At 76.8% G+C, this 25,046-nt stretch carries 19 protein-coding genes; 9 read left to right on the top strand and 10 right to left on the bottom strand.

From position 1 onward, the window contains the following. Positions 1 to 43 precede the first annotated feature (43 nt). The gene (locus VER05_RS06455) at positions 44 to 1,327 is read right to left on the bottom strand and encodes a GNAT family N-acetyltransferase (protein ID WP_324844557.1); all 1,284 of its coding nucleotides are present in this window, start codon (positions 1,325 to 1,327) and stop codon (positions 44 to 46) included. After that, positions 1,324 to 3,822 carry an NAD-dependent DNA ligase LigA gene (gene ligA / locus VER05_RS06450; RefSeq protein ID WP_414647568.1) on the bottom strand — a complete coding sequence of 833 codons (2,499 nt, stop codon included), beginning with the start codon at positions 3,820 to 3,822 and terminating at the stop codon, positions 1,324 to 1,326. Before ligA ends, VER05_RS06455 begins: the two co-directional genes overlap by 4 nt. 152 nt (positions 3,823 to 3,974) lie before the next feature. Here ligA and VER05_RS06445 point away from each other — a divergent pair, with 152 nt between their 5' ends. Both VER05_RS06445 and VER05_RS06440 read left to right on the top strand, forming a co-directional pair. Next, positions 3,975 to 4,199, top strand: a complete 225-nt coding sequence (locus tag VER05_RS06445) for a helix-turn-helix transcriptional regulator (protein ID WP_324844554.1) — start codon at positions 3,975 to 3,977, stop codon at positions 4,197 to 4,199. 114 nt (positions 4,200 to 4,313) lie between these two features. Then, on the top strand, positions 4,314 to 4,700 hold the full coding sequence (locus VER05_RS06440; RefSeq protein ID WP_324844553.1) for a hypothetical protein: 387 nt from the start codon (positions 4,314 to 4,316) through the stop codon (positions 4,698 to 4,700). Positions 4,701 to 4,751: 51 nt separating this feature from the next. On the opposite strand, the gene VER05_RS06435 is transcribed toward VER05_RS06440, so the two are convergent. The 5 genes from VER05_RS06435 to VER05_RS06415 form a co-directional block, all read right to left on the bottom strand. Continuing rightward, positions 4,752 to 5,006, bottom strand: coding sequence for a helix-turn-helix transcriptional regulator (locus tag VER05_RS06435; RefSeq protein ID WP_324844552.1), 255 nt, complete (start codon positions 5,004 to 5,006; stop codon positions 4,752 to 4,754). A 103-nt stretch (positions 5,007 to 5,109) separates the two neighbouring features. Further along, on the bottom strand, positions 5,110 to 5,601 hold the full coding sequence (locus VER05_RS06430) for a hypothetical protein (protein WP_324844551.1): 492 nt from the start codon (positions 5,599 to 5,601) through the stop codon (positions 5,110 to 5,112). Then, positions 5,598 to 6,641: a hypothetical protein gene (locus tag VER05_RS06425; RefSeq protein ID WP_324844550.1), complete on the bottom strand. Its 1,044-nt coding sequence runs from the start codon at positions 6,639 to 6,641 to the stop codon at positions 5,598 to 5,600. Before VER05_RS06425 ends, VER05_RS06430 begins: the two co-directional genes overlap by 4 nt. Continuing rightward, the gene (mnmA, locus tag VER05_RS06420) at positions 6,638 to 7,789 is read right to left on the bottom strand and encodes a tRNA 2-thiouridine(34) synthase MnmA (protein ID WP_324844549.1); all 1,152 of its coding nucleotides are present in this window, start codon (positions 7,787 to 7,789) and stop codon (positions 6,638 to 6,640) included. Before mnmA ends, VER05_RS06425 begins: the two co-directional genes overlap by 4 nt. Then, positions 7,789 to 8,991: a cysteine desulfurase family protein gene (locus VER05_RS06415; protein WP_324844548.1), complete on the bottom strand. Its 1,203-nt coding sequence runs from the start codon at positions 8,989 to 8,991 to the stop codon at positions 7,789 to 7,791. Before VER05_RS06415 ends, mnmA begins: the two co-directional genes overlap by 1 nt. 39 nt (positions 8,992 to 9,030) lie before the next feature. Here VER05_RS06415 and VER05_RS06410 point away from each other — a divergent pair, with 39 nt between their 5' ends. Continuing rightward, entirely contained in the window at positions 9,031 to 10,026 is a 996-nt protein-coding gene (locus tag VER05_RS06410) for a phosphotransferase family protein (RefSeq protein WP_324844547.1), read from the top strand. Positions 10,027 to 10,071: 45 nt separating this feature from the next. Here the strand turns inward: VER05_RS06410 and VER05_RS06405 are convergent, their stop codons facing one another. Both VER05_RS06405 and VER05_RS06400 read right to left on the bottom strand, forming a co-directional pair. After that, positions 10,072 to 11,061 carry an electron transfer flavoprotein subunit alpha/FixB family protein gene (locus VER05_RS06405; protein WP_324844546.1) on the bottom strand — a complete coding sequence of 330 codons (990 nt, stop codon included), beginning with the start codon at positions 11,059 to 11,061 and terminating at the stop codon, positions 10,072 to 10,074. Next, the gene (locus VER05_RS06400; protein ID WP_324844545.1) at positions 11,061 to 11,894 is read right to left on the bottom strand and encodes an electron transfer flavoprotein subunit beta/FixA family protein; all 834 of its coding nucleotides are present in this window, start codon (positions 11,892 to 11,894) and stop codon (positions 11,061 to 11,063) included. Before VER05_RS06400 ends, VER05_RS06405 begins: the two co-directional genes overlap by 1 nt. Before the next feature lie 146 nt (positions 11,895 to 12,040). Here VER05_RS06400 and glgX point away from each other — a divergent pair, with 146 nt between their 5' ends. Then, positions 12,041 to 14,269, top strand: a complete 2,229-nt coding sequence (gene glgX / locus VER05_RS06395) for a glycogen debranching protein GlgX (RefSeq protein ID WP_414647567.1) — start codon at positions 12,041 to 12,043, stop codon at positions 14,267 to 14,269. Between the two features lie 110 nt (positions 14,270 to 14,379). On the opposite strand, the gene glgP is transcribed toward glgX, so the two are convergent. Continuing rightward, positions 14,380 to 16,962, bottom strand: coding sequence for an alpha-glucan family phosphorylase (gene glgP, locus VER05_RS06390; RefSeq protein ID WP_324844543.1), 2,583 nt, complete (start codon positions 16,960 to 16,962; stop codon positions 14,380 to 14,382). 260 nt (positions 16,963 to 17,222) lie between these two features. On the opposite strand from glgP, the gene VER05_RS06385 reads away from it, so the two are divergent. The 5 genes from VER05_RS06385 to glgB form a co-directional block, all read left to right on the top strand. Next, positions 17,223 to 19,202, top strand: coding sequence for an alpha-1,4-glucan--maltose-1-phosphate maltosyltransferase (locus VER05_RS06385; RefSeq protein ID WP_414647566.1), 1,980 nt, complete (start codon positions 17,223 to 17,225; stop codon positions 19,200 to 19,202). Positions 19,203 to 19,282: 80 nt separating this feature from the next. Then, entirely contained in the window at positions 19,283 to 21,037 is a 1,755-nt protein-coding gene (gene treS / locus VER05_RS06380) for a maltose alpha-D-glucosyltransferase (protein ID WP_414647569.1), read from the top strand. Next, positions 21,034 to 22,437, top strand: coding sequence for a maltokinase N-terminal cap-like domain-containing protein (locus VER05_RS06375; protein ID WP_324844542.1), 1,404 nt, complete (start codon positions 21,034 to 21,036; stop codon positions 22,435 to 22,437). Before treS ends, VER05_RS06375 begins: the two co-directional genes overlap by 4 nt. Positions 22,438 to 22,510: 73 nt before the next feature. Next, positions 22,511 to 23,167, top strand: a complete 657-nt coding sequence (locus VER05_RS06370; RefSeq protein ID WP_324844541.1) for an SGNH/GDSL hydrolase family protein — start codon at positions 22,511 to 22,513, stop codon at positions 23,165 to 23,167. 73 nt (positions 23,168 to 23,240) lie between these two features. Continuing rightward, positions 23,241 to 25,046, top strand: a 1,806-nt coding sequence (gene glgB, locus VER05_RS06365) for a 1,4-alpha-glucan branching protein GlgB (protein WP_324844540.1), incomplete at its 3' end; no start/stop codon positions are given.

Genomic DNA, 25,046 nt, shown 5'->3' with positions numbered 1-25,046 from the left:
GCCGGGCGTCCGGCGGGCGCGGCGGCCCCGCGCCGCGGGTGGGTCAGCGCTCCCAGTACGCGTACCGCTCCGCGGGCCGGAACCCCTCCCCGGCGTACAGGTCGGCGGCGCCCGGGTTGGCGACCTCCACCTGGAGGAACGCGCGCCGCGCCCCCCGGTCGGCGGCCGCGCGCAGCCCGGCCCGGGTCAGCAGCCGCCCGAGGCCGCGGCGCCGCGCCTCCGGCGCCACCACCAGGCAGGACAGCCCGGTCCAGTCGTCGGCGAGCGCGGCGCGCAGCACGCCGAGCGTCGCCCCGTCCGCGCCGGTGGCGGTCAGGTACAGCGCCGGGGACCCGGACACGACGGCGCGCGCGGTCGCGGGGTCGACGGCCCCGCCCGCCGCCTTCACGCCCAGCCAGCCGGCCAGCCACGCGTCGTCCGGCGCGTCGGCCACGGCCACCCGGACGTCCGGCGGGACTGCGACGCGCTCGGGCGGCAGGGCGTCGAGGTCGCGGACCAGGACGTCGGTGGCCGCGCGCTCCGCGTAGCCCCGGGCGGTCAGCGCGGCGGCGAGCCCGTCGGGCGCACCCGAGCAGACCCGGACGACCGACGGCTGGCCCGCCGCGGCGTACCCGGCCTCGACCCGGCCGAGCGTCGCCGCCAGGTCCTCGGGCGTCCCCAGGGGCAGCGCGCTGTTGGCCCGGCGGGTGAACCCGCTCGACAGCCCGAGGCGCCACCCGTCGACGTCCCGCGTCGCGACCGGCACCCACGTCGCCGCCTCGACGAGCACGCCGGGCGCGACCGGCGGGGTCCAGGTGAGCGCCTGGAGGTGGACGCCCTCGTGGCCCCAGTCGCGCGCGGGTGCGGCGGCGAAGCCGAGCCGGTCGTACAGCCGGCGGGCGGTCGCCATCTCGACGAGCGTCGACAGCACCACGCCGCGGGCGCGCCGGGCGACCGCCTCGCGCAGGGCGGCGGTGACCAGCCGGGCGGCGACGCCGCGGCCCCGGGCACCGGGGGCGACGGCGAGCATGCGGAGCTCGAGCTCGCCGGGCTCCGCGATCTCGGCGTACGACGTGGCGTACGGGGCGAGGGTCAGCGTGCCGACGACCTCCTCGGCGGGGTCCGCCGCCGCACCCGCGGAGCCCGCCGCGGGCGCCGTCGCGACCAGCAGCACGGCCTCCCGGGCGCGGCGGGTGGCGTCGCGGAGCTCGACCTCGTACTCGTCGTCGACCTCCAGCAGCCCGTCGGCGCGGTACGCCTCCGCGGTCAGCGCGCCGACGGCGGCGTGCTCCTCGGGGCGGGCGAGCCGGACCCGCACCGGGGCGGCCGGCACGGCCGCGCCGGTCACGAGGCGTCCGCGTCGCTCGGGACCTCGTCCGCCGGGGTGCCGTCGGCGGCGGCCGGGTCGCCGTCGGCGGCGGCCGGGTCGCCGTCGCCTGCCGGGGTCTCGCCCGCCGCGTCGGCGTCCTCGCCCGGCCCGTCCCCCACGGCCGCGGGCCCGCCGGCGAGCAGCGCGACGAAGCCCGCCTCGTCCAGGATCCGCAGCCCGAGCTCGATCGCCTTGGCCTCCTTCGAGCCGGCGCTCTCCCCCACCACCACGTAGTCGGTCTTCTTGGACACCGACCCCGACGCCTTGCCGCCGCGGGAGAGCACGGCCTCCTTGGCCCCGTCCCGGCTGAACCCGGCCAGGCTGCCGGTGACGACCACCGTCAGACCCTCGAGCGTGCGGGGCGCCGACTCGTCGGCCTCGTCGGCCATCACCACGCCCGCGGCCCGCCAGCGGTCGACGATGTCGGCGTGCCAGTCCTCGGCGAACCAGTCGAGGACCGAGTCGGCGATCGTCGGGCCGACGCCGTCCACGCCCGCGAGCGTCGCCCGGGCGCCCTCGGCGTCCGCGAGCGCCGCGCGCAGCGCGTCCATCGACCCGAACCGCTGCGCGATCGCGCGCGCCGCCGTGGGGCCGACGTTGCGGATGCTCAGCGCGACCAGCACCCGCCAGAACGGCTTGGTCTTGGCGGCGTCCAGCTCGTCGAGCAGCTTCTTGGCCTGCTCCGACGGGACGTCCTCGTACTCGGGCAGCGGCTGCCCGGCGGCGTCGGCGTCCCGCCGCGCCTTCACGCTGTACGTCACCCGGCGGCGGAACGGGGTCCGGCGGCGCACGGTGCCGTCCTCGTCGACGCGCGGCTCGCCCGTCTCGGGGTCGCGGACGACCACCTGCACCTGCTGCAGCCGGGCGAAGCTCCGCGCGCGGACCCGCTCCTTCTCCTCCTCCGGGGCGTCCGAGGGCCAGCCGACGAGCTCGAACAGGTCGGCCTCGTTGACCACGGGCGGGACCTCGGGGATCTCCGGCTGGGTCAGCGCGGCGGCCGTGACCTCGCCCAGCGCCTCGACGTCGAGCGCCCCGCGGGAGCCGATGTGCTCGACGCGGCCGCGGACCTGCGCCGGGCAGGTGCGGGCGTTGGGGCAGCGCAGGTCGACGTCGCCCTCCCGCATCGGGCGCAGCGGCGTCCCGCACTCGGGGCACGCGGTCGGCATGACCCAGTCGGTGCGCGGGTAGCCGTCGTCCGCGAGCGCCGTCACGGGCCCGACGATCTCGGGGATGACGTCGCCCGCCTTGCGCAGCACCACCATGTCGCCCGGGCGCACGCCCTTGAGCGCGACGACGTCCTTGTTGTGCAGGGTCGCCATCGCGACCGTCGACCCCGAGACCTTGACCGGCTCCATCACCGCGTACGGGGTCACCCGGCCGGTGCGGCCGACGTTCACCTCGATCGCGAGCAGCCGGGTGTTCACCTCCTCCGGCGGGTACTTGTAGGCGATCGCCCAGCGGGGCGCCCGGCTGGTGGCGCCGAGCCGGCGCTGCAGCGCGAGGTCGTCCACCTTGATGACGACGCCGTCGATCTCGTGCTCGTAGGAGTGCCGGTGGTCGCCGATCTCCGCGATCCGGGCGGTGACGTCGGCGAGCGCCGGGACCACCCGGTAGTGCGGCGACGTCGGCACGCCCCAGCCCGCCAGCAGCTCGTACACCTGGGACTGCCGCTCCAGCGCGACGGCGCCCGGCCCCCACCGCAGCGCCCCGATCCCGTGGGCGTACATGCCCAGCGGGCGGCCGGCGGTGACGCGGGGGTCCTTCTGCCGCAGCGAGCCGGCCGCGGCGTTGCGCGGGTTCGCGAACGGGGCCTTGCCCGCCGCGACCTGCGACTCGTTCAGCCGCTCGAAGGCCTCGACCGGGAGGAACACCTCGCCGCGCACCTCGATCTGCTCCGGGTGCGTCGCCGGGTCCCCCGCGAGCACGTCCGGGATGCTCGCGATCGTGCGGACGTTCAGCGTGACGTCCTCGCCCGTGCGGCCGTCGCCGCGGGTGGCGGCGCGGACCAGCCGCGCCGGGCCGTCGCCGGTGCGCTCGTACAGCAGCGCGATCGCCAGGCCGTCGATCTTCAGCTCGGTGAGGTAGCCGACGTCCGCGCCCGCGGGCAGCTCCAGGTCGCGGTGCACCCGCTCGGCCCAGGCGGCGACGTCCTCGGCGGAGAACGCGTTGTCGAGCGACAGCATCCGCTCGACGTGGTCGACCGCGCGGAACTCGGTGGAGAACGTGCCGCCGACGTTCTGCGTGGGCGACTCCGGCGTGCGCAGGCCGAACTCCGGGTAGGAGTCCTCGAGCGCCTCCAGCCGGCGCAGCGTCACGTCGTACTCGGCGTCGCTGGCGGCCGGCTCGTCCCGCACGTAGTAGGCGAACTGGAGCTCCCGGACGCGGTCCGCGAGCTCGGTCCACCGTGCGCGCGCGGCGGCCTCGTCCAGGCCGGCGTCCTCGGGGTTCGTCGTCTCGGGTCGTGTCGCGTCCACGGGCACATCATGCCGCGCGCCCCCGACACGGCACCTGCGCAGCCCACGGCCGCCCCGTCCCGCGGCCGGGCTCCCGCCGCGGGCCCGGGATCGCTAGGGTGCTACTCATCAGTCTGTAGACAGAGAAGTAGCACGACCCCGACCGTGGGCCCGTGATCGGTGAGCTGCAGGTGACGGTGGGGCGGCGCGTGCGCCGTCTCCGGATCGAGCGCGGGATCAGCCAGGAGGCGCTCGCGCGCGACGTGGAGATGCACCGCACCTACCTGGGCGGCGTCGAGCGCGGGGAGCGCAACCTGACGCTGCGCTCCGTCGAGCGCCTGGCGGAGCGCCTCGGCGTGCCCGTCCGGGAGCTGATCGGCGACGCCCCGGAGGGCTGACCCGGGCGGTCTGTGGACGACGGAGCCCCCGTGTCGGTGGTCGTGCCCATCGTAGGAAGGGACGAGGGGCGCGGCCGCGCAGGAGCCCCTCGGCAGGCCGACCGAGGAGGACCCGTGACCGCCGAGCACGACCGACCGACCTGGCAGGTGGAGCCCTGCCCCGACTGGTGCGTGGTGCTGCACGCGCAGGACGACGACGTGCGGGACCGCGCGCACGTCAGCAGCTCGATGTCCGTGGCGTCGCGCCAGCTCCTGGGCGGGCCGGGCGCCGCGGTCTCGCCGTTCGCCGAGCGCGAGCCGAGCGCCGCCCCCGGCACGCCCGACGCGCTGGACCGCACCGCCGCGGCGGAGCTCGCCGTCTGCGTGCACCGGCGCGACGGCGCGCGCACCACGTGGGTGTACGTGGGCGACGGGGCGGTGCAGCACCTGGAGCTCAGCGCCGAGTCGTGGTACCGGCTGATGCCGGCGCTCGACCGGGTGCTGGACCTGGCGCGCGCCTGACCGGGCCGGCGCGGGGGCGGGCCGCTCCCCCGCGCGGGTCCGGTGCCGTGGTCAGGACGGGCCGCGCCCCTCGCCCGCCGGCGCGTCGGCCCCGACCGGCGCCAGGAGGTCGACCGGGTGCACGCCCAGGCTGGCGGCGAGGCGCTCGAGCGAGCGCAGCGACAGGTTCCGCTCGCCGCGCTCCACCGAGCCCACGTACGTGCGGTGGTGCCCGATCCGTTCCGCCAGGTCCTCCTGGCTGAGGTCACCCGCCGTGCGGATGCGCCGGATGTTCCGTCCCACGGTGCGCTGCAGCTCTCCGTCCACACCGCGAGCGTCCCGACGCGCCCCTGCCGGGTCTACACACTGATGAGTAGCACCGCGGTGGTCACGCGGGTGCGAGTTCGGCGCCCAGGCCCGCGCGGACCGCTCAGGCGAGCGGCGTGCCCTCCGCCGGCCGCCGCCGGGCCCGCCACGCGCCCACCGCACCGCCCGCGACCAGCAGCACGCCGACCCCGACCGCCGCGACGGCCGCGCCCGCGAGCGCCGCGGGGCGCTCCGCGAGGACGGTCTCGGTCGCGCGTCCGTCGACGGTCCACGTGCACACCGCCCGGGGCGGGAGCAGCGTCGAGGACACCGCGGCCCCCTCGTCCCCGCTGGTCGCGGCCGCCACGCACGGGCCGTCGCCGCCGATCCCCGAGCGCAGCGTCGACGTCACCAGCCCGACCCAGACGACCAGCAGCACGACCAGCCCGGCCACCGCGAGCCCGGCCCCGGCGGCGAGCACCGCCGCGTGCCGCCGCCCGAGCCACGGGCGCCGCCGGACGGGCGCCCCGGCGGCGCCGCCGCCCGGCACGCCCGCGCCGCCGCCCGGCACGCCCGCACGACCCCCACCCGGCGCCCCCGCGCCGCCCGTGCTCACGACTCCGCCCGCTCGGCCACGACCGCCGCCGCCCGCGCCACGGTCGCGAGCGTCGCCCGCGCCGCGGCCGGGTCGACCCGCGTGCCGGCCGCGCCGCCGGGCACGGCCGGCCCCGCGGGCGCGAGCAGCGCCACGTCGCGCAGCCCCGCGCGGGACAGCCCGACCCGCTCCCAGCCGCGGAGCACCGCGTCCGCGACCCCGCGCACGTCCGGCCCGGCGCACTGCGACGTCTCCGGCTGCGGCACCGACGCCCACAGCGCGAGGCCGCCCTCGACGGCCTCGGCGACCGCCTCCCACCGGCGCTCGTCGAGCCCGGCCACCTCCAGCCCGACCGCGTCCGCGCCGGCGCCGCGCGCGGCCCCGAGGGCCGCCGCACCCGCGCCCACGTGCAGCACGACGCGCTCCGCGCCGGCCGCCCGCACCCCGGCCACGACCGTCCCGATCCGCTCCGACGCGACCGGCGCGGCGACGGACCGCAGCCGGGCGTACCCGGAGAACGACGGCAGCACGCCGGCGACGACCTGCGCGAGCAGCGGCTCGTGCAGCAGCACCGTCGGCCGCGCGCCCGGCACGGCCCGGCGGATCGCGTCGAGGTGCTCGGCGACGCCCGCGGCCAGCGACTCCGCCAGCTCCGCGACCGCGCCCGGGTCGGCGACGGCACGGTCGCCCCGCGCCAGGTACACGCTCGCGGCGAGCGTCAGCGGGCCGGCGACCGGCACCACGAGCGGCCCGTCCCAGCCGTGCGCGGCGACGGCGAGCGCGTCCAGGTCCTCGCGGCGCAGCGCGGCCAGCCGGGTGGCGTCGCCGCCGGGCCGGTCGGCGAGCCGCCAGCCGTGCGGGCCGAGCTCGGCCGGCAGCTCGACCAGCAGGCCGAGCGCCTGCGCGGCGAGCGACCCGAACACCCCCCGTTCCGGGAGGCGCACCGTCCACGGCAGCCCGTCGACGCCGGACGGCGCGGCCGCGACGTCGCCGAGCACGGTGGTCTGGGCCTCGAGCGGCTCCGAGCCCGGCCAGGGCCCGGTCCCGCCGACCGCCGTCACGCGGTCGCCCCGGTGCCGGCACCCGCGCCGGCGCCCGCACCCGCACCCGCACCCGCACCCGCGACCGTCCGCTCGACCGTCCCCTGTCCCAGCACCACGTCCCCGTCCGTCCCGCCGTACAGCACCGCCGACTGACCCGCCGCGACCCCGCGCAGCGTCCCGTCGACCCGGATCTCGATCCCGCCCGCCGCCGTGGCCCGCGCGCGCACCGGCACGGCGGCGCCGTGCGCCCGCACCTGGAGCAGGCACGCGGTCCAGTCCGGCGGCGCGGCGCCGAACCACACGGCGTCCCGCGCCTCGATCGCCCCGACGCCGAGCTGCTCGGCGCCGCCGACCACGACCCGGTTGCTCACGGGCTCGATCGCCAGCACGTACCGCGGCTTCCCGTCGGCCGCCGGGCGGCCCAGCTGCAGGCCCTTGCGCTGCCCGACGGTGAACCCGTAGGCGCCGTCGTGCGTGCCGAGCACCGTGCCGTCGGCGTCGACCACCTCGCCCGGGCGCGAGCCCAGCCGGTCGCGCAGGAACCCGCGGGTGTCGCCGTCGGCGACGAAGCAGATGTCGTACGAGTCGGGCTTGGCGGACACGCCGAGGCCGCGGGCCGCCGCCTCGGCGCGCACCTCGTCCTTCGACGCGACGTCGCCGAGCGGGAAGATCGCCCGCGCCAGCCGCTCCGGGCCCATGACCGCCAGCACGTACGACTGGTCCTTCGCCAGGTCGCGCGCGCGGCGCAGCACCGGTGCGCCGTCCGGCCCCGCCGCGGCCGAGGCGTAGTGCCCCGTCGCCACGGCGTCGAAGCCGAGCGCCAGCGCCTTGTCGAGCAGCGCGTCGAACTTGATGTGCTCGTTGCACCGCACGCACGGGTTGGGCGTGCGCCCCGCCTCGTACTCGGACAGGAAGTCGGCGACGACCGTGTCCTCGAACCGCTCGGACAGGTCCCACACGTAGTACGGGATGCCGAGCACGTCCGCGGCGCGCCGGGCGTCGCCGGCGTCCTCGATCGAGCAGCAGCCGCGCGAGCCGGTGCGCATCTGGGCGCGGTTCCGGGACAGGGCCATGTGCACGCCGACGACGTCGTGGCCGGCGTCGACCGCGCGCGCGGCCGCGACCGCCGAGTCGACGCCGCCGGACAGCGCGGCGAGCACCCGCATCAGCGCACCCCCGCCGTCGACCGGGCACCGCCCGCGAGCCCCGCGGACCGCGCGCGGTCCACCACGCCCGGCAGCGCCGCGAGCAGCGCGGCGACGTCCTCCCGCGTCGACGGCCAGCCGAGCGAGAACCGCAGCGCGCCCCGCGCGTCCGCCTCGTCCAGGCCCATCGCGAGCAGCACGTGGCTCGGCTGCGGCACGCCCGCCTGGCACGCCGACCCGGTGGAGCACTCGACGCCCGCCGAGTCGAGCAGGTACAGCAGCGAGTCGCCCTCGCAGCCGGGGAACGTGAAGTGCGCGTTGGCCGGCAGCCGGTCCGCCGCGTCGGCGGGCCCGCGGAGCACCGCGTCGGGCACGGCGGCCCGCACGCCCGCGACCAGCGCGTCCCGGAGGTCCGCGAGCCGCGCCGCCGTCGCCTCGCGCCCGCGCACGGCCGCGTCGACCGCCACCGCGAACGCCGCGATCGCCGGCACGTCGAGCGAGCCCGAGCGCACCCCGCGCTCCTGGCCCCCGCCGTGCAGCACCGGCACCAGGTCGAGCTCCCGCCGCGCCAGCAGCGCGCCGACGCCGACCGGGCCGCCGAGCTTGTGGCCCGTGACGGTCATCGCGTCCAGGCCGGACGCGGCGAAGTCGACCGGCACCTGCCCGACCGCCTGCACCGCGTCGGCGTGCACCGGGACGCCGTGGGCGTGCGCGAGCGCGACGACCTCGGCGACCGGCTGCAGCGTGCCGACCTCGTTGTTCGCCCACATGACCGACACCAGGGCGGTCTCGCCGGCGTGCGCGGCGAGCTCGTCGCGCAGGGCGTCGAGCCGCAGCCGCCCCTCGTCGTCGACGGGCAGCAGCACGATCTCCGCGCCCGCGTGCTCGGCCAGCCAGAACGCCGGGTCCAGCACCGCGTGGTGCTCCACGGCCGACACCAGGACGCGGCGCCGGGCCGGGTCCTGGGCGGTGCGGGCCCAGAACAGGCCCTTCACCGCGAGGTTGTCGGCCTCGGTGCCCCCGCCGGTCAGCAGCACCTCGCTGGGCCGCGCGCCGAGCGCCGCGGCCAGCGTCTCGCGGGCCTCCTCGACGGCGCGCCGAGCGGCCCGGCCCGCGGTGTGCAGGGACGACGGGTTGCCGGTGCGGGACAGGTGCTCGACCAGGACGGCGGCCGCCTCCGGGAGCACGCGCGTCGTGGCGGCGTGGTCCAGATACGCGCTCACCCGCACGAGTCTACGAATCGTTCTGTCAGGATGTGGCGCGTGAGTGCCGACGACGCGACGACGCCTCCGCTGGCCTTCAGCGGGCAACGGCTGGACTGGCGGGACCTCCCGCGGTCCGTCCGCACCCGGATCTCCGAGCTCGCCGGCGCCCAGGTGAGCGCCGAGACCAGCGCGACCACCGGGTTCAGCCCGGGGTTCGCCGCGGTGCTCGAGCTGGCCGACGGCCGCGGCGTGTTCGTCAAGGCGGTGTCGCCCGAGCAGAACCCCGAGTCCCCCGAGCTCGCCCGCGCCGAGGTGCGCGCCGCCGCGGCGCTGCCGCCCCAGGTGCCGGCGCCCGCCCTGCTGTGGTCCGACGACGACGGCGACTGGGTGCTGCTGGGCTTCGAGGTGGCGCAGGGCCGGCCGCCGCTGCTGCCCTGGCGCGCCGACGAGCTCGCCCTCGTGCTCGCGGCGCTCGACACCCTCGCCGAGGCGGAGCCGCTGCCCGGCCACGCGCTGCGCCCGTGCGCCGAGACGCTGGCGGGCGACTTCACCGGCTGGCGGACCATCGCGGGCCGGCCCGGCGCCGACCTCGACGCGCTGGCCGCCCGGACCGGCGAGGCCGGCGCCTGGGTGCTCGGGCACCTCGACGCGCTGGTGTCCTGGGAGGACGACGCGCTCGACGCGGTCGCGGGCAGCGCGCTGGTGCACGGCGACCTGCGCGCGGACAACGTGATGGTCGACCACGACCACGAGGGCGGCCGGGTCGCGCTGATCGACTGGCCGCACGCCGGCGTCGGCGCGCCGTGGCTGGACCTCGCGTTCATGCTGCCGAGCGTGGCCATGCAGGGCGGCGGCGAGCCGCAGGACCTGTTCTGGGACCGGCCGGCGTCGAAGGGCGTCGAGCCGGAGCGGCTGCGCGCCGCGGTGGCCGGGCTGGCGGGCTACTTCGTGCACGGCGCGCTGCAGCCCGCGCCCGTCGGCATCCCGAACCTGCGCCGGTTCCAGGGCGCCCAGGGCCGGCACGCCGTGGAGTGGCTGCGCGCCCTGGCCTGAGCCACCGGGCCGGCCCGGGCGACGGCGCCCGGGCGGCCCGGCGCGTCAGCCCTGCCGCAGGCGGCGCAGCTCCTCCGTGAGCTGCGGGAGCACCGTGAACAGGTCCCCGACGACCCCGTAGTCCGCGATCTCGAAGATCGGCGCCTCCGGGTCGGGGTTGACCGCCACGATCGTCCCGGACGCCTGCATGCCGCCGCGGTGGTGCACCGCCCCGGACACGCCCGCGCCGATGTACAGCCGCGGCGACACGGTCACGCCGGTCTGGCCGATCTGGGTCTCGTGCCCGATCCAGCCCTCGTCGGTGGCGACCCGCGTCGAGCCCACGGCGCCGCCGACCGCGTCCGCGAGCGCCTCGATCGGCGCGAAGTCGCCCTCGGTCCCCCGGCCGCCCACGACGACCACGTCGGCCGACGACAGGTCCGGCCGGTCCGACGGCGCCGCGGGGGTGCGCCGCACCAGCGCCGCGCGGGTGGCCCGCTCGGAGACCGCGAGCGCGCGGGTGCGCAGCTCCGGCGCGAGCGGCGCGGGCTCCTCGACGTGCCGGGACACCACGGCGCCGGCCTTGAGCAGCACGACCGCCAGGTCGGTGCGCACGGCGCACCGGGTGGTCCAGGTGCCGGCGAGCACCGTCTTCGACGCGACGACCCGGCCCTCGGCGTCCCGCTCGACCGCGGCCGCGTCGGTGACGACGCCCGCGCCGGTCGCGACGGCCAGCCGGGCGGCGGCCTCCTTGTTCTCGAACGTCGACAGCGCGAGCAGCACCGTGGCGCCGGTCTCCCGCACCGCGTCGGCCAGCACCTCCGCGAGCACGGGGGTCAGCCGCGCGTCGACGGCGCCGGTCGACACCTGGTGCACGACGGCCACGCCGTGCCGGCCCAGGACGGGCAGCGCGGGGTCGACCGGCTCGTCCCCGACCCACAGGCCGTGCACCTCGCCGCCGTCGGCGAGGTCGCGGGCGGCCGTGGCCAGCTCCAGCACGCTGCCGCGCAGGGCGCCGGTCTCGGCGTGGTCGAGCAGGACGAGGACGGTGGCCATCAGAGGACCTCTCCGGTCGCGGGGGTGGTGCGGACCAGGTCGCGCTCCAGCAGCCACGCGGCGAGCCGCGCGCCCGCCTGGCCGTCGTCGGTGACCAGCACCCGGTCGGTGCGCGGCGGCCGGGGCGCGGCCTCGAGCACCTCGGTGCGGGCGCCCGCGGCGCCGACGGTGGCCGGGTCGACGCCCAGGTCCGCCAGCGTCAGGGTCTCGACCGGCTTCTTGCGGGCGGCCATGATCCCCTGGAAGTTCGGGTAGCGCGGCTCGTTGGCGCGGTCGGTGACGGACACCAGCGCCGGCAGCGGCGCGGTGAGCTCCTCGACGGCGTGGTCCAGGTCCCGGCGCACCGTGACGGCGCCGTCGGCCAGCGTGACCTCGGCGGCGAGCGTGAGCTGCGGCAGGTCGAGCGTCGCGGCGAGGGCCGCGGGCAGCAGCGACGTGAGCCCGTCGAGCCCGGCCATGCCGGTGACGACCAGGTCGACCGGCGCCTGCTCCCCCAGCCGGCGCAGCACGGCGGCGAGCACGGCCGCGGTGCCGAACACGTCGGACCCGGCGACGGCGTCGTCCAGCACGTGCACGGCCGCGTCGGCGCCGAGCTGCAGGCCGCGGCGGACCGCGTCCTCGGCGTCGTCCGGGCCGACCGTCACGACGACCACCTCGGCCTCGTCGCCGGCGTCCCGCGCCTGCTCGGCCAGCACCACGGCGGCCTCGACGGCGTTCTCGTCGAGCTCGTTGATGGTGCCGTCGCCGCCGTCGCGGACGAGGCGCCCGTCGGGCCCCAGCGACCGCTCGGACTGGATGTCGGGCACGTGCTTCACGCACACCACGATTCTCACCCCGGGAACGTTACCCGCCCGGCGGGACGGGCTGCACGGGACCCGCGTCCCCGCACCCGCCGGGACGCCGTCGCCCACCCGCGCGACCCGCCCCGGGCACCGGACCCGCAGGTCGGGGCCCCGCGCAGCCCTCCGTCCGGGCCACAATGGGGCGCGTGACCCCCGCCGCCCCGCACCCCGGCCCGCCGCCCCGCCTCGGGGTGCACGCGACGGACGACGGCGTCGAGGTCGGCGTGCTCGCGCCGCACGCGGACGCGGTCGACCTCTGCCTGCTCGACCCCGACCCCGCCGCCCCGACCGGCTGGGCCGAGCGCCGCGTCCGGCTCGACGGCCCGGACCTCGGCGTCTTCACCGCGCGCGTGCCCGGCGTCCGGCCCGGCCAGCGGTACGGCCTGCGCGCCCACGGCCCCTGGGACCCCGGCGCCGGCCTGCGGTACAACCCCGCCAAGCTGCTGGTCGACTCCTACGCCCGCGGCCTGGTCGGCGAGGTGGACCACGGCCCGGCGACCTACGGCCACGTGGTCGACGACGCGCTGCGGGGCGACCCGGCCGGCGAGCCCGACCCGCGCGACTCGGTGGCGCACGTGCCGCACGCCGTCGTCCTGGACCGCCGGCCCGGGCGCCGGGGGGCGGGTGACGCGGTCGACCCCGCCGCCAACCGCCCGCACACCCCGTGGACCGACACCGTCCTCTACGAGGCGCACGTGAAGGGCCTCACCGTCCGGCACCCCGACCTGCCGCCGCACCTGCGCGGCACCTACGCCGGGCTGGGCCACCCCGCCGTCGTCGACCACCTGCGCGCGCTCGGCGTCACCGCGCTGGAGCTGCTGCCGGTGCACGCGTTCTCCTCGGAGCCGCACCTCGTGCAGCGCGGCCTCACGAACTACTGGGGCTACAGCACGCTGGGCTTCTTCGCCCCGCACGCGCCCTACGCGACGGCCGCCGCGCGGGCCGCCGGACCCGCCGCCGTGCTCGACGAGCTGCGCACCGCCGTGCACGCGCTGCACGAGGCGGGCATCGAGGTGCTGCTCGACGTCGTGTACAACCACACCTGCGAGGGCGGCCTGCCCGGCCAGCACCTGTCTTGGCGCGGCCTCGACTCCGCGGTCTACTACCTGCACGACGGCGCACACCCGGCGGCGCTCGCGGACGTCACCGGCACGGGCAACACCCTGGACTTCCGGCGGCCGGAGGTGGTCCGGCTCGCGCTCGACTCGCTGCGGTACTGGGCGCAGGAGGTCGGCGTCGACGGCTTCCGGTTCGACCTGGCGGTCACGCTCGGGCGCGGGCACGCCGGCTTCGACCCCGACCACCCGTTCCTGGTCGCCGCCGCCACCGACCCGGCCCTGCACGGCCTCAAGCTGGTCGCCGAGCCGTGGGACGTCGGGCCCGGCGGCTGGCGGACCGGGCAGTTCCCGCCGCCGTTCGCCGAGTGGAACGACAAGTTCCGCAACTCCGTGCGGTCGTTCTGGCTCGCGGACCCGGCCCGCGCCGCGCACGGCCTGCCCGAGCACCGGGTCCGGGACCTCGCGACCCGGCTGGCCGGCTCGGTCGACCTGTTCGGCCACTCCGACCCGCCGCTGGTGCGCGGCCCGCGCGCGTCGGTCAACTACGTCACCGCGCACGACGGGTTCACGCTCGCCGACCTGGTGGCCTATGACCACAAGCACAACGAGGCCAACGGCGAGCAGAACCGCGACGGCTCGGACGACAACCGGTCCTGGAACCACGGCGTCGAGGGGCACGTCGCCGCCGACTCGGTGGCCGCCGACATCGTGCCCCTGCGCCGCCGGTCGATCCGGAACCTGCTCGCGACGCTGCTGCTGTCCGCGGGAACGCCGATGCTCACCGCCGGCGACGAGCTCGGCCGCACCCAGCGCGGCAACAACAACGCGTACTGCCAGGACTCGCCGCTGTCCTGGGTGTCCTGGGACCTCGCCCCGTGGCGGCGCGACCTGCTCGCCACCGCGCGGCACCTCACCGCCCTGCGGCGGGCGCACCCGGCGCTGCGCGGCGCGCGGTTCTTCACCGGCCGCGCCGGGCCGGACGGCCGGCCGGACCTCGCCTGGTTCGACCCGGCGGGGGCCGTGTTCACCCACGAGCGGTGGCACGACGCCGACCTGCGGACGCTGCAGATGCTCCGCGCCGCCGACGGCGACGCCGTGCTGCTCGTGGTGAACGGCTCGCTGGACCCGGTCGACGTCGTGCTCGCCCCCCTGGCGCCGGACGGCGAGACCACGTGGGAGCTCGCGTGGGACTCCACCTGGGAGCACCCGGGCGAGGTCAGCGCGGCCGCCCTGAACGGCGGCCTGCACCAGGACGCGGGCACCCGCGCCGCCCTGGAGCCCCTGAGCCTGCGAGTGTACGTGGCCTGACGCTCCGCCCCCCGACGCCGAGATAGGGCCTCCGCTCCGAGATAGGACCGTCGGAGGTCCTATCTCGCGCGGGAGGCCCTATCTCGGCGCAGGGTTCGCGCGCGCCGGGGTCAGCCCGCGTTCGCCACCAGGCCGACCTCGGCGACCGAGGCCAGGCCGTCGTGCCGCGGCACGACGCGGACCGAGTACCCGAACGGGCCGGACGCGTCGAGCACCAGGTCGCCGGCGAACCCGTACCGGCCGCCCTCGTAGGTGTCCGCGAGCGCCAGCGGGTCGACCGCGAAGCCGTGCAGCTCGTCGGACTCGGTGACCTTGCCGTGCACCACCTGCACCTCGACGTCCTCGGGCTTGAGGTCGCCGAGCGCCACGTACGCGCGCACGTGCAGCTGGTCGCCGACCTGCGGCACCTCGCCGACGCCGCCGGACTCGACGTGGTCGACCCGCACGTGCTGCCAGCCGGACCGCACGCGGCCCTTCCAGGCGGCGAGCTCGCGCGCGCCGGCGAAGCCCGAGTCGCCCGCGAGTGCCCGGCCCGCGACCGCCGCCGGCGCGTACAGCCGCTCGACGTAGTCGGCGACCATGCGGGTGGCCTGCACCTTGGGGCCGAGGGTGGCCAGCGTGTGCCGGACCATCTCGAGCCACCGGCCGGGCAGCCCGCGCTCGTCGCGGTCGTAGAACCGCGGCGCCACCTGGTGCTCGATCAGCTCGTACAGCGCGGCGGCCTCGAGGTCGTCGCGCCGGTCGGGGTCCTCGACGCCGTCGGCCGTCGGGATGGCCCAGCCGTTCTCGCCGTCGAACCACTCGTCCCACCACCCGTCGAGGATGGACAGGTTGAGCCCGCCGTTGAGCGCCGCCTTCATGCCGGACGTGCCGCAGGCCTCGAGCGGGCGCAGCGGGTTGTTCAGCCAGACGTCGCAGCCCGGGTACAGCGTCTGCGCCATCGCGATGTCGTAGTTCGGCAGGAACACGATGCGGTGCCGCACCCCGGCGTCGTCGGCGAACCGGACGAGCTGCTGGATGAGCCGCTTGCCCTGGTCGTCGGCGGGGTGCGACTTGCCGGCGATGACCAGCTGCACCGGCCGCTCGGGGTGGGTGAGCAGGGCGCGCAGCCGCTCGGGGTCGCGCAGCATGAGGGTGAGCCGCTTGTAGGTCGGCACCCGGCGCGCGAACCCGATCGTCAGCACGTCGGGCGACAGCACGTCGTCGACCCAGCCGAGCTCGGCCGGGCTGGCGCCGCGCTGGGCCCAGGAGTGCCGCACCCGGCGGCGGGCGTCCGCGACGAGCTGCGCGCGCAGCGTCCGGCGCAGGCCCCACAGCTCCTCGTCCGTGATCGCGTCCGGCCGCAGCCAGCCGACGCCCGCCGCGATCTCCTCCCCCGACAGCCGCTCGGCCGCGAGGTCGGACAGCCGCCGGTCGACCCAGGTCGGCGCGTGCACGCCGTTGGTGACCGAGGTGATCGGCACCTCGACGTCGTCGAAGCCCGGCCACAGGCCGTTGAACATGCCGCGCGACACCTCGCCGTGCAGCACCGAGACGCCGTTGGCGCGGCCGCCGAGCCGCAGGCCCATGACGGCCATGTTGAACACCGTCGGGTCGCCGCCCGGGTAGTCCTCGGCGCCGAGCGCGAGCACCCGCTCGACCGGCACGCCCGCCGCGGCGTTCGGCCCGCCGAAGTACTGCTGCACCAGCCCGGCCTCGAACCGGTCGATGCCGGCCGGCACCGGGGTGTGCGTGGTGAACACCGTGGCCGCGCGGACGGCCTCCAGCGCCTCGTCGAAGCCGAGGCCCGCGCCGGTGACCAGCTCGCGGATCCGCTCGACGCCGAGGAACCCGGCGTGGCCCTCGTTGGTGTGGTAGACCTCCGGCTCCGGCGCGCCGGTCAGCCGGGACCACACGCGCAGCGCGCGCACGCCGCCGACGCCGAGCAGCAGCTCCTGCTGCAGCCGGTGCTCGCCGCCGCCGCCGTACAGCCGGTCGGTGACCTTGCGGGCGGCCTCGTCGTTCTCCGGCACGTCGGAGTCGAGCAGCAGCAGCGGGACCCGGCCGACCGTCGCGGTCCACACGTGCGCGTGCAGCGTGCGGTCGCCGGGCAGCGCGATGGACACGACCGCGGGGGTGCCGTCCTGCTCGCGCACCAGGGTCAGGGGCATGCCGTCCGGGTCGAGCAGCGGGTAGGTCTCCTGCTGCCAGCCGTCCCGGGTGAGCGACTGCTTGAAGTAGCCGGCGCCGTACAGCAGCCCGACGCCGATCACCGGCACGCCCAGGTCGGACGCGCTCTTCAGGTGGTCGCCGGCGAGGATGCCGAGGCCGCCGGAGTACTGCGGCAGCACCGCGGTGATGCCGAACTCCGGGGAGAAGTAGCCGATCGCGGCCGGCAGCGACGGGTCGGACGCCTGCCGGTGCTGGTACCAGCGCGGCGCCTCCAGGTACTCGTGCAGGTCGGCCGTCGCGGCGCGCACCGCGGCCACGACGTCGGGGTCGGCGGCCAGCTCGGCCAGCCGCTCGGGGCGCAGCGCGCCGAGCAGCGCGACCGGGTCGCCGTGCACCGCGTCCCAGAGCGCGGGGTCGATGCGGGCGAACAGGTCGCGGGTCGGCGCGTGCCAGGACCAGCGCAGGTTGTGGGCGAGCTCGTCCAGGTCGGCGAGCTCGGCGGGGAGCGAGGTGCGGACGGTGAATCGGCGGATGGCTCTCACCCGACCGAGCCTAGGCACTCGGGGGCCACCCGGAACAGCACCTCGGTCCCACCTTCTTCCCCCACCACCCAGGAGGTCGGCCGTCCGGATGGCTGGGCCCGGCACCAGTGGATAGGTTCGGTCCCGTGACGTCGACACCCTCGCCGCGCCAGCCCGCGCCGCGTCGTGCCCGCCCCCGCTCGACCGCCGCCGCGGCCCCGACGACGACTCCCCCACCGCCCCCGGCGCCCGCGCACGCGCCCATCGGCCGGATCCCGGTCGTGGACGTGTCGCCCGTCGCCGAGGCCGGCCGCTGGCCCGCCAAGGCCACGGTGGGCGAGGCCGTCCCCGTCCGGGCGACCGTGTTCCGCGAGGGCCACGACGCCTGCGCGGCCACCGCGGTGCTCGTCGGGCCGGACGGCACCGACCGCGCCCGCGCGACGATGGTGGACATCGCCCCCGGCCTCGACCGGTACGAGGCGCATCTCGTGCCCGACGAGGCCGGCGCCTGGGGGTTCCGCGTCGAGGGCTGGTCCGACCCGTTCGGCACCTGGGCGCACGACGCGCCGCTCAAGGTGGGCGCGGGCGTGGACGTCGAGCTGGTGCTCGAGGAGGGCGCCCGGCTGCTCACCCGCGCCGCGGATCGCACCGCCGACGACGCCGGCGCCGCGATCCCCGAGGCCGACGCCCGGGTGCTGCGCGACGCCGCCACCGCGCTGCGCGACGACTCCCGCCCGGCCGAGGCCCGGCTCGCCGCCGGCCTGTCCGCGGAGGTGCGCGCCGCGCTCGCCGCCCACCCGGTGCGCGAGCTGGTCAGCCCGTCGCCCACCTACCCGCTGGTCGTCGACCGCCCGCTGGCCCTGGCCGGCGCCTGGTACGAGATCTTCCCGCGGTCGATCGGCGCCACCTACGACGACGCGACCGGCACCTGGACGACGGGCACGCTGCGCACCGCGGCCGAGGACCTGCCGCGGATCGCCGGCCTCGGGTTCGACGTGGTCTACCTGACGCCGATCCACCCGATCGGCACCACGCACCGCAAGGGCCGGAACAACACGCTCGACGCGAAGCCGGGCGACCCGGGCTCGCCGTACGCGATCGGCTCCCCGGACGGCGGGCACGACGCGATCGACCCGACCCTCGGCACCTTCGAGGACTTCGACGCCTTCGTGGCCGCGGCCCGGGAGCAGGGCCTGGAGGTCGCGCTCGACCTCGCGCTGCAGTGCTCCCCCGACCACCCGTGGGTGGCGGAGCACCCGGAGTGGTTCACCACCCGGCTCGACGGGACGATCGCCTACGCGGAAAACCCGCCGAAGAAGTACCAGGACATCTACCCGCTGAACTTCGACAACGACCCCGAGGGCATCGCGCGGGAGATCCGCCGCGTCCTGCAGGTCTGGATCGACCACGGCGTCACCGCGTTCCGCGTCGACAACCCGCACACCAAGCCGCTGTCGTTCTGGCAGTGGCTGCTGGCGGACGTCCGCGCCGCGCACCCCGACGTGGTGTTCCTGTCCGAGGCGTTCACCCGCCCCGCGATGATGCTCAACCTGGCCCGGGTCGGCTTCCACCAGTCGTACACGTACTTCACCTGGCGGAACACCAAGGAGGAGGTCGCCGAGTACCTCGCCGAGGTGTCCGGCGAGCAGGGCTCGTGGATGCGCCCGTCGTTCTGGCCGACCACCCACGACATCCTCACGCCGTACATGCAGACCGGCGGCACCGCGGGCTTCGCGGTGCGCGCGGTGCTCGCGGCGCTCGGCTCGCCGACCTGGGGCATCTACTCCGGCTACGAGCTGGTCGAGGACGTCCCGCGGCCCGGCGTCGAGGAGCAGATCGACAACGAGAAGTACGAGTTCAAGCCCCGCGACTGGGCGGCCGCGGAGCCGCTCGGCATCGCCCGGCTGCTGCGCTCGCTCAACGAGATCCGCCGGGCCCACCCGGCGCTGCGCCAGCTGCGCAACCTCACGGTGCACCCCACGTCGGACCCGTCGCTGGTCGCGTTCTCCCGGCACCTGCCGGCGCACCTGTCCCCGACCGGCGCGGACGACACGGTCCTGGTGGTGGTCAACCTCGACCCGCGGTCGGCGCACGACGGCGTGGTCGACCTCGACCTCGCGGCGCTGGGCCTCGACCCGGGCTCCCGGTTCGTCGCGCACGACGTGCTCTCCCAGGAGGTCTACGCCTGGGACGCCCACCCGTGGGTGCGCCTCGACCCGTACAGCCGGGTGGCGCACGTGATCCGGGTGGAGCGGGTGTGACCCCGGCGGGGGCGGCGGGCGGCACGCCGGTGCCGTCCGCGACGGGGGCCGTCCCGACGGTGACGGGCGCGGGCGGCCACGTGCCGCACGGCGCCGCGGCCGGGGGCGCGCCGGCCACCGGCGCCATCGCCACCACCGCGCTGCCCGCGCGCCGGCAGCCGCCGGTGCCGGGCGCCGAGCGCGGCGGGCTGAGCGACGACCCGGAGTGGTACCGCACCGCGGTGTTCTACGAGGTGATGATCCGGTCGTTCTCCGACTCGGACGGCTCCGGCTCGGGCGACCTGCGCGGGCTGACGGCCCGGCTCGACTACCTGCAGTGGCTCGGCGTCGACTGCCTGTGGCTGCCGCCGTTCTACCCGTCCCCGCTGCGCGACGGCGGGTACGACGTGTCGGACTACACGGCGGTCGCGCCGCAGTACGGCACGCTCGAGGACTTCACCGACCTGGTGGCCGCGGCGCACGAGCGCGGCATGCGGGTCGTCGTCGACCTGGTGATGAACCACTCCTCGGACCAGCACCCCTGGTTCCAGGCGTCCCGGTCCGACCCGGACGGCCCCTACGGCGACTTCTACGTGTGGTCCGACGACAACACGAAGTACCAGGACGCGCGGATCATCTTCGTCGACACCGAGACGTCCAACTGGACGTTCGACCCCGTCCGCCGGCAGTACTTCTGGCACCGGTTCTTCAGCCACCAGCCGGACCTCAACTTCGACAACCCGCGGGTGGTCGAGGCGATGTTCGACGTGGCGCGGTTCTGGCTGCGGGTCGGCGTCGACGGCTTCCGGCTGGACGCGGTCCCGTACCTGTTCGAGCGGGACGGGACCAACTGCGAGAACCTCCCGGAGACCCACCGGTTCCTCCGCGACCTGCGCGCGATGATCGACCGGGAGTTCCCGGGGCGGATCATGCTGGCCGAGGCCAACCAGTGGCCCGAGGACGTCGTGCACTACTTCGGCACCGAGGCCGAGCCCGAGTGCCACATGTGCTTCCACTTCCCGGTGATGCCGCGGATCTACTACTCCCTGCGCGACCAGCGGGCGACGTCGATCGTCGACATCCTCGCGGACACGCCGGCGATCCCGGGCGGCGGCCAGTGGAGCACCTTCCTGCGGAACCACGACGAGCTCACGCTCGAGATGGTGTCCACCGAGGAGCGCGCGTCGATGTACGGCTGGTACGCGCCGGACTCCCGGATGCGCGCCAACATCGGCATCCGGCGCCGGCTCGCGCCGCTGCTCGACGACTCCCGCAAGGAGATCGAGCTCGCGCACGCGCTGCTGCTGTCGCTCCCCGGGTCGCCCTGCCTCTACTACGGCGACGAGATCGGCATGGGCGACAACATCTGGCTCGCCGACCGCGACGCCGTGCGGACGCCGATGCAGTGGACGCCCGACCGGAACTCCGGCTTCTCGACGGCCGACCCCGGCAAGCTCTACCTGCCGGTGATCCAGTCGCTCGTGCACCACTACAACAACGTGAACGTCGAGGCGCAGCTCGCCCAGACGACGTCGCTGCTGCACTGGGTGCGCGGCATGCTCATGGTCCGCCGCCAGCACCCGGCGCTCGGCTCCGGGACGTTCGAGGTGGCGCCGGGGGACAACGACGCGGTGCTGTCGTTCCTGCGGCGCGGGGCGGGCGAGACCCTGCTGGTCGTCGCCAACCTCGCCTCCACGGCGCGGGCGACGACGCTGCGGCTGCCGCCGGAGCTGGCGGGCGCCGAGCTGCGGGACGTGTTCGGCGGGGCGCCGTTCCCGCCCGTCGGCGCCGACGGGACGGCCTCGTTCACCCTGGGGTCGCGCGACTTCTACTGGCTGGCGGTGACGACGGCATGACCGAGCGACGGGTGGCCCACGAGGACCGGGACGACGCGCTGGCGGCGCTGCTGGCGCCCTGGCTCCCGGGACGGCGCTGGTTCCCGATCAAGGGGGTCGACGCCCGGGTCACCGCGATCGGCGGCCTGACCCTCGCCGACCCGGAGGGCGCCGCGGACGTGCGGCTCCTGCTGCTGCGCGCCGAGGGCGGCGGCACCGGCGCCGTGCTCCAGGTGCCCGTGGTGCTCGGCGGCGACGTGGCCGACGGGGACGCCGCGCTGGTCGGGCGGCTGCCCGACGGCACGGCGGTGGTCGACGGCGCGGGCCGGCCCGAGTTCGAGCGGGCCTGGCTCGCCGCCGCGGACCGGCCCGACGGCGCGGCCCCGGCCGACGGCGACGCGCTGGGGTCCCTCGGCGCCCCGAAGGTGGTGCCGGGCGAGCAGTCCAACACCTCGGTGATCCTGCCCGGGGCGGGCCCGGACGGCAGCACCGCGATGCTCAAGGTGTTCCGCGGCCTCACCGAGGGCGACAACCCGGACGTCGACGTCCCGCGCGCGCTCGCCGAGGTCGGCTGGACGCACGTGCCGCGCCCGCTGGCCTGGCTCGGCGCGGAGTGGCCCGACGGCGACGGCACCGCGCACGGGCACCTCGGCGTGCTGAGCGCGTTCGTGCCGGGCGCGCACGACGGGTTCGAGCTGGCGTGCGACTTCGCGCGGCGCGGCGAGTCGTTCGGCGACCTGGCGGAGGACCTCGGGGAGGTCATCGGGCAGATGCACCGGGCGCTGGCGCGCGCGCTGCCGGACGACGTGCTGCCCGCGGACGGCCCGGGCCCGGGGGCCGCCGACGGGTCCACCGGCGGGCGGCACGCCGCCGACCCCGAGCCCGGCCTGTCCCCCGCCGCCGCCCGGGTCGCCGACGCGCTCGCCGCGCGGTTCGCCTGGGCCAGCGGGATCGTGCCGGAGCTCGAGGGGTTCGCGGACCCGATCGCGGCGCTCGCCGAGCGCACCCGCCTGCTCGCCGACGTGCCGCACCGGCAGCGCGTGCACGGCGACCTGCACCTCGGGCAGGTGCTCCGCGGCGACGAGACCTGGTACGTGCTCGACTTCGAGGGCGAGCCGCTGCTGCCCGTCGCCCAGCGCACCCGCCCCGACCTCGCGCTCCGCGACGCCGCGGGCATGCTGCGGTCGTTCGACTACGCGGCGGCCGTCGGCGGCGCGCCGGCGGCCTGGACCGAGGTGGCGCGCGCCGCGTTCCTCGCCGGCTACTCCGCCGAGAGCGGCGACCTCGACCCGGGCACCCGGGCGCACCTGCTGCGGGTCCTCGAGCTCGACAAGGCGCTGTACGAGGCGGTGTACGAGGCCCGGAACCGGCCCGACTGGCTGCCGATCCCGCTCGCGGGGGTGCAGCGCCTGATCGGCTGACGGGCGCGGCGCGGCGCGCGGGAGCCGGCGGGACGCTCCCGCCCGCGCCGGCCCGCCTGGCAGACTGCGCGGCGTGAGCCCCGCGACCCCCGCCGGCCTGCCCGGCGTGTCCGAGCCCGCGCCGACCCACGTCCTGCTGGTCGGCGACTCCGTGACCGACTGCGGCCGGCGCGCCGACCCCGAGGGCCTGGGCGACGGCTACGTCCGGCTGCTCGCCGAGGGACCGCTGCGCGGGTGCCGGGTCAGCAACCGCGGCGTCGGCGGCGACCGGGCGGTCGACCTGGCGGCGCGCTGGCGCGAGGACGTCCTGGCCGAGCGGCCCGACGTGCTGTCCGTCGCCGTCGGGATCAACGACACCTGGCGCCGCTACGACCGCGGCGCCACGACGCCCGCCGCGGCGTTCGAGGCCACCTACCGCGGGCTGCTCGGGTCCGCCCTGGCCGCCGGCGTGCGGCGGCTCGTCCTGGTCGAGCCGTTCGTCGTGCCGGTGACCGCCGAGCAGGGGCGCTGGTGGGACGAGGACCTCGGCGCCAAGGTGGCCGTCGTGCACCGGCTCGCCGCCGAGCACGGCGCGGTCCTCGTCCCCGCCGGGACGCACCTCGCGGCGCTCGCCGCGGAGCACGGCCCCGCCGCGCTGGCGGCCGACGGCGTGCACCCGACGCCCGCCGGCCACCGCGCGCTGGCCGACCTGTGGTGGGCGGCCGCGGGCGGGGCGGTCCTGCGCGACTGAGCCCGCCGGCGGCGTGCGTGCGTGCGTGCGGTGTCTGGCTGCGCGAACGCCCGGGTGGTGGTTGGGTGGGCACATGAACCGCCCGGCCGAGCCGTCGCCCGTCACCGTCGACCACGACACCCTGCGCGCCGTCGCCTCCGGCACGCACCACGACCCGCACTCCGTGCTGGGCGCGCACCTGACCCCGAGCGGGCTCGTCGTGCGGACCCTGCGGCCGCTCGCCGACGCCGTCGAGGTGGTCACCGCGTCCGGCAGCACGGCGGCCGAGCACGAGCAGGACGGCATCTGGGTCGCGCTGCTGCCCGAGACGCAGGTGGTCGACTACCGCCTCGACGTCACGTACGGCGCGGACACCCAGCGGGTCGACGACCCGTACCGCTACCTGCCGACCGTCCAGGAGCTCGACCGGCACCTGATCCGCGAGGGCCGGCACGAGCAGCTGTGGACCGTCCTCGGCGCCAACGTGCACCGCTACCCCGGCGCCCTCGGCGACGTGGTCGGCACCGCGTTCGCCGTGTGGGCGCCCAACGCGCGCGCCGTGCGGGTCGTCGGCGACTTCAACCACTGGCAGGGCGCCCAGCACGCGATGCGCTCGCTCGGCGAGTCCGGCGTGTGGGAGCTTTTCGTCCCCGGCGTCGCCGCCGGCACCCGGTACAAGTTCGAGATCATCGGCGCGGACGGCACCTGGCTGCAGAAGGCCGACCCGCTGGCCAAGGGCACCGAGGTCCCGCCGGCCACGGCGTCCGTCGTCGTCGAGTCCGCGTTCACCTGGGGCGACCAGGACTGGATCGACCAGCGCCGCTCGCACGACCCGCACTCCGGGCCGATGAGCATCTACGAGGTGCACCTCGGGTCATGGCGGCAGGGCCTGTCCTACCGCGAGCTCGCCGACCAGCTGACCGCCTACGTGCTCGAGATGGGCTTCACGCACGTCGAGTTCCTCCCGGTGTCCGAGCACCCGTTCGGCGGCTCCTGGGGCTACCAGGTCTCGTCGTACTACGCGCCGACCTCCCGGTTCGGCCACCCGGACGACTTCCGGCACCTCGTCGACACCCTGCACCGCGCCGGCATCGGCGTCCTGATCGACTGGGTGCCCGCGCACTTCCCGAAGGACGAGTGGGCGCTCGCGCGGTTCGACGGGACCCCGCTCTACGAGCACCCGGACCCGCAGCGCGGCGAGCAGCTCGACTGGGGCACCTACGTCTTCAACTTCGGGCGCAACGAGGTGAAGAACTTCCTGGTCGCGAACGCCACCTACTGGCTCGAGGAGTTCCACGCCGACGGCCTGCGCGTCGACGCGGTCGCCTCGATGCTCTACCTCGACTACTCCCGCGAGCCCGGCCAGTGGCAGCCCAACGTGCACGGCGGACGCGAGAACCTCGAGGCGATCGCGTTCCTCCAGGAGGCCAACGCCACCGCGTACCGGCGGACCCCGGGCGTCATGATGATCGCCGAGGAGTCCACCGCCTGGCCCGGCGTCACCACGCCCACGAGCGGCGGCGGCCTCGGCTTCGGCCTCAAGTGGAACATGGGCTGGATGAACGACACCCTCCGCTACCTCGCGGAGCTGCCGATCAACCGCCGCTACCACCACCACGAGGCCACGTTCTCGCTCGTGTACGCGTTCTCCGAGCAGTTCGTCCTGCCGATCAGCCACGACGAGGTCGTGCACGGCAAGGGCTCCGTCATGCGCAAGATGCCGGGTGACGACTGGCAGCAGCGCGCCGGCGTCCGCGCCCTGCTCGCCTACCAGTGGTCGCACCCGGGCAAGCAGCTGATCTTCATGGGCACCGAGTTCGCCCAGGGCACCGAGTGGGCCGAGTCCCGGTCGCTGGACTGGTACCTGCTCGACCACGCACCCCACCGCGGCGTCCAGTCC

It is taken from the genome of Cellulomonas sp., assembly GCF_035634735.1.
Taxonomy (GTDB): domain Bacteria; phylum Actinomycetota; class Actinomycetes; order Actinomycetales; family Cellulomonadaceae; genus Cellulomonas.
This window is presented reverse-complemented; position numbering and strand designations above follow the sequence as displayed.

Bases quoted from the DNA above. Each gene is read 5' to 3' on its own strand.
- VER05_RS06375 (WP_324844542.1), top strand. From the start codon at position 21,034: ATGACCGAGCGACGGGTGGCCCACGAGGACCGGGACGACGCGCTGGCG.
- mnmA (WP_324844549.1), bottom strand. From the start codon at position 7,789: ATGCGGGTGCTCGCCGCGCTGTCCGGCGGCGTCGACTCGGCGGTCGCG.
- glgX (WP_414647567.1), top strand. From the start codon at position 12,041: ATGGGGCGCGTGACCCCCGCCGCCCCGCACCCCGGCCCGCCGCCCCGC.
- VER05_RS06405 (WP_324844546.1), bottom strand. From the start codon at position 11,061: ATGGCCACCGTCCTCGTCCTGCTCGACCACGCCGAGACCGGCGCCCTG.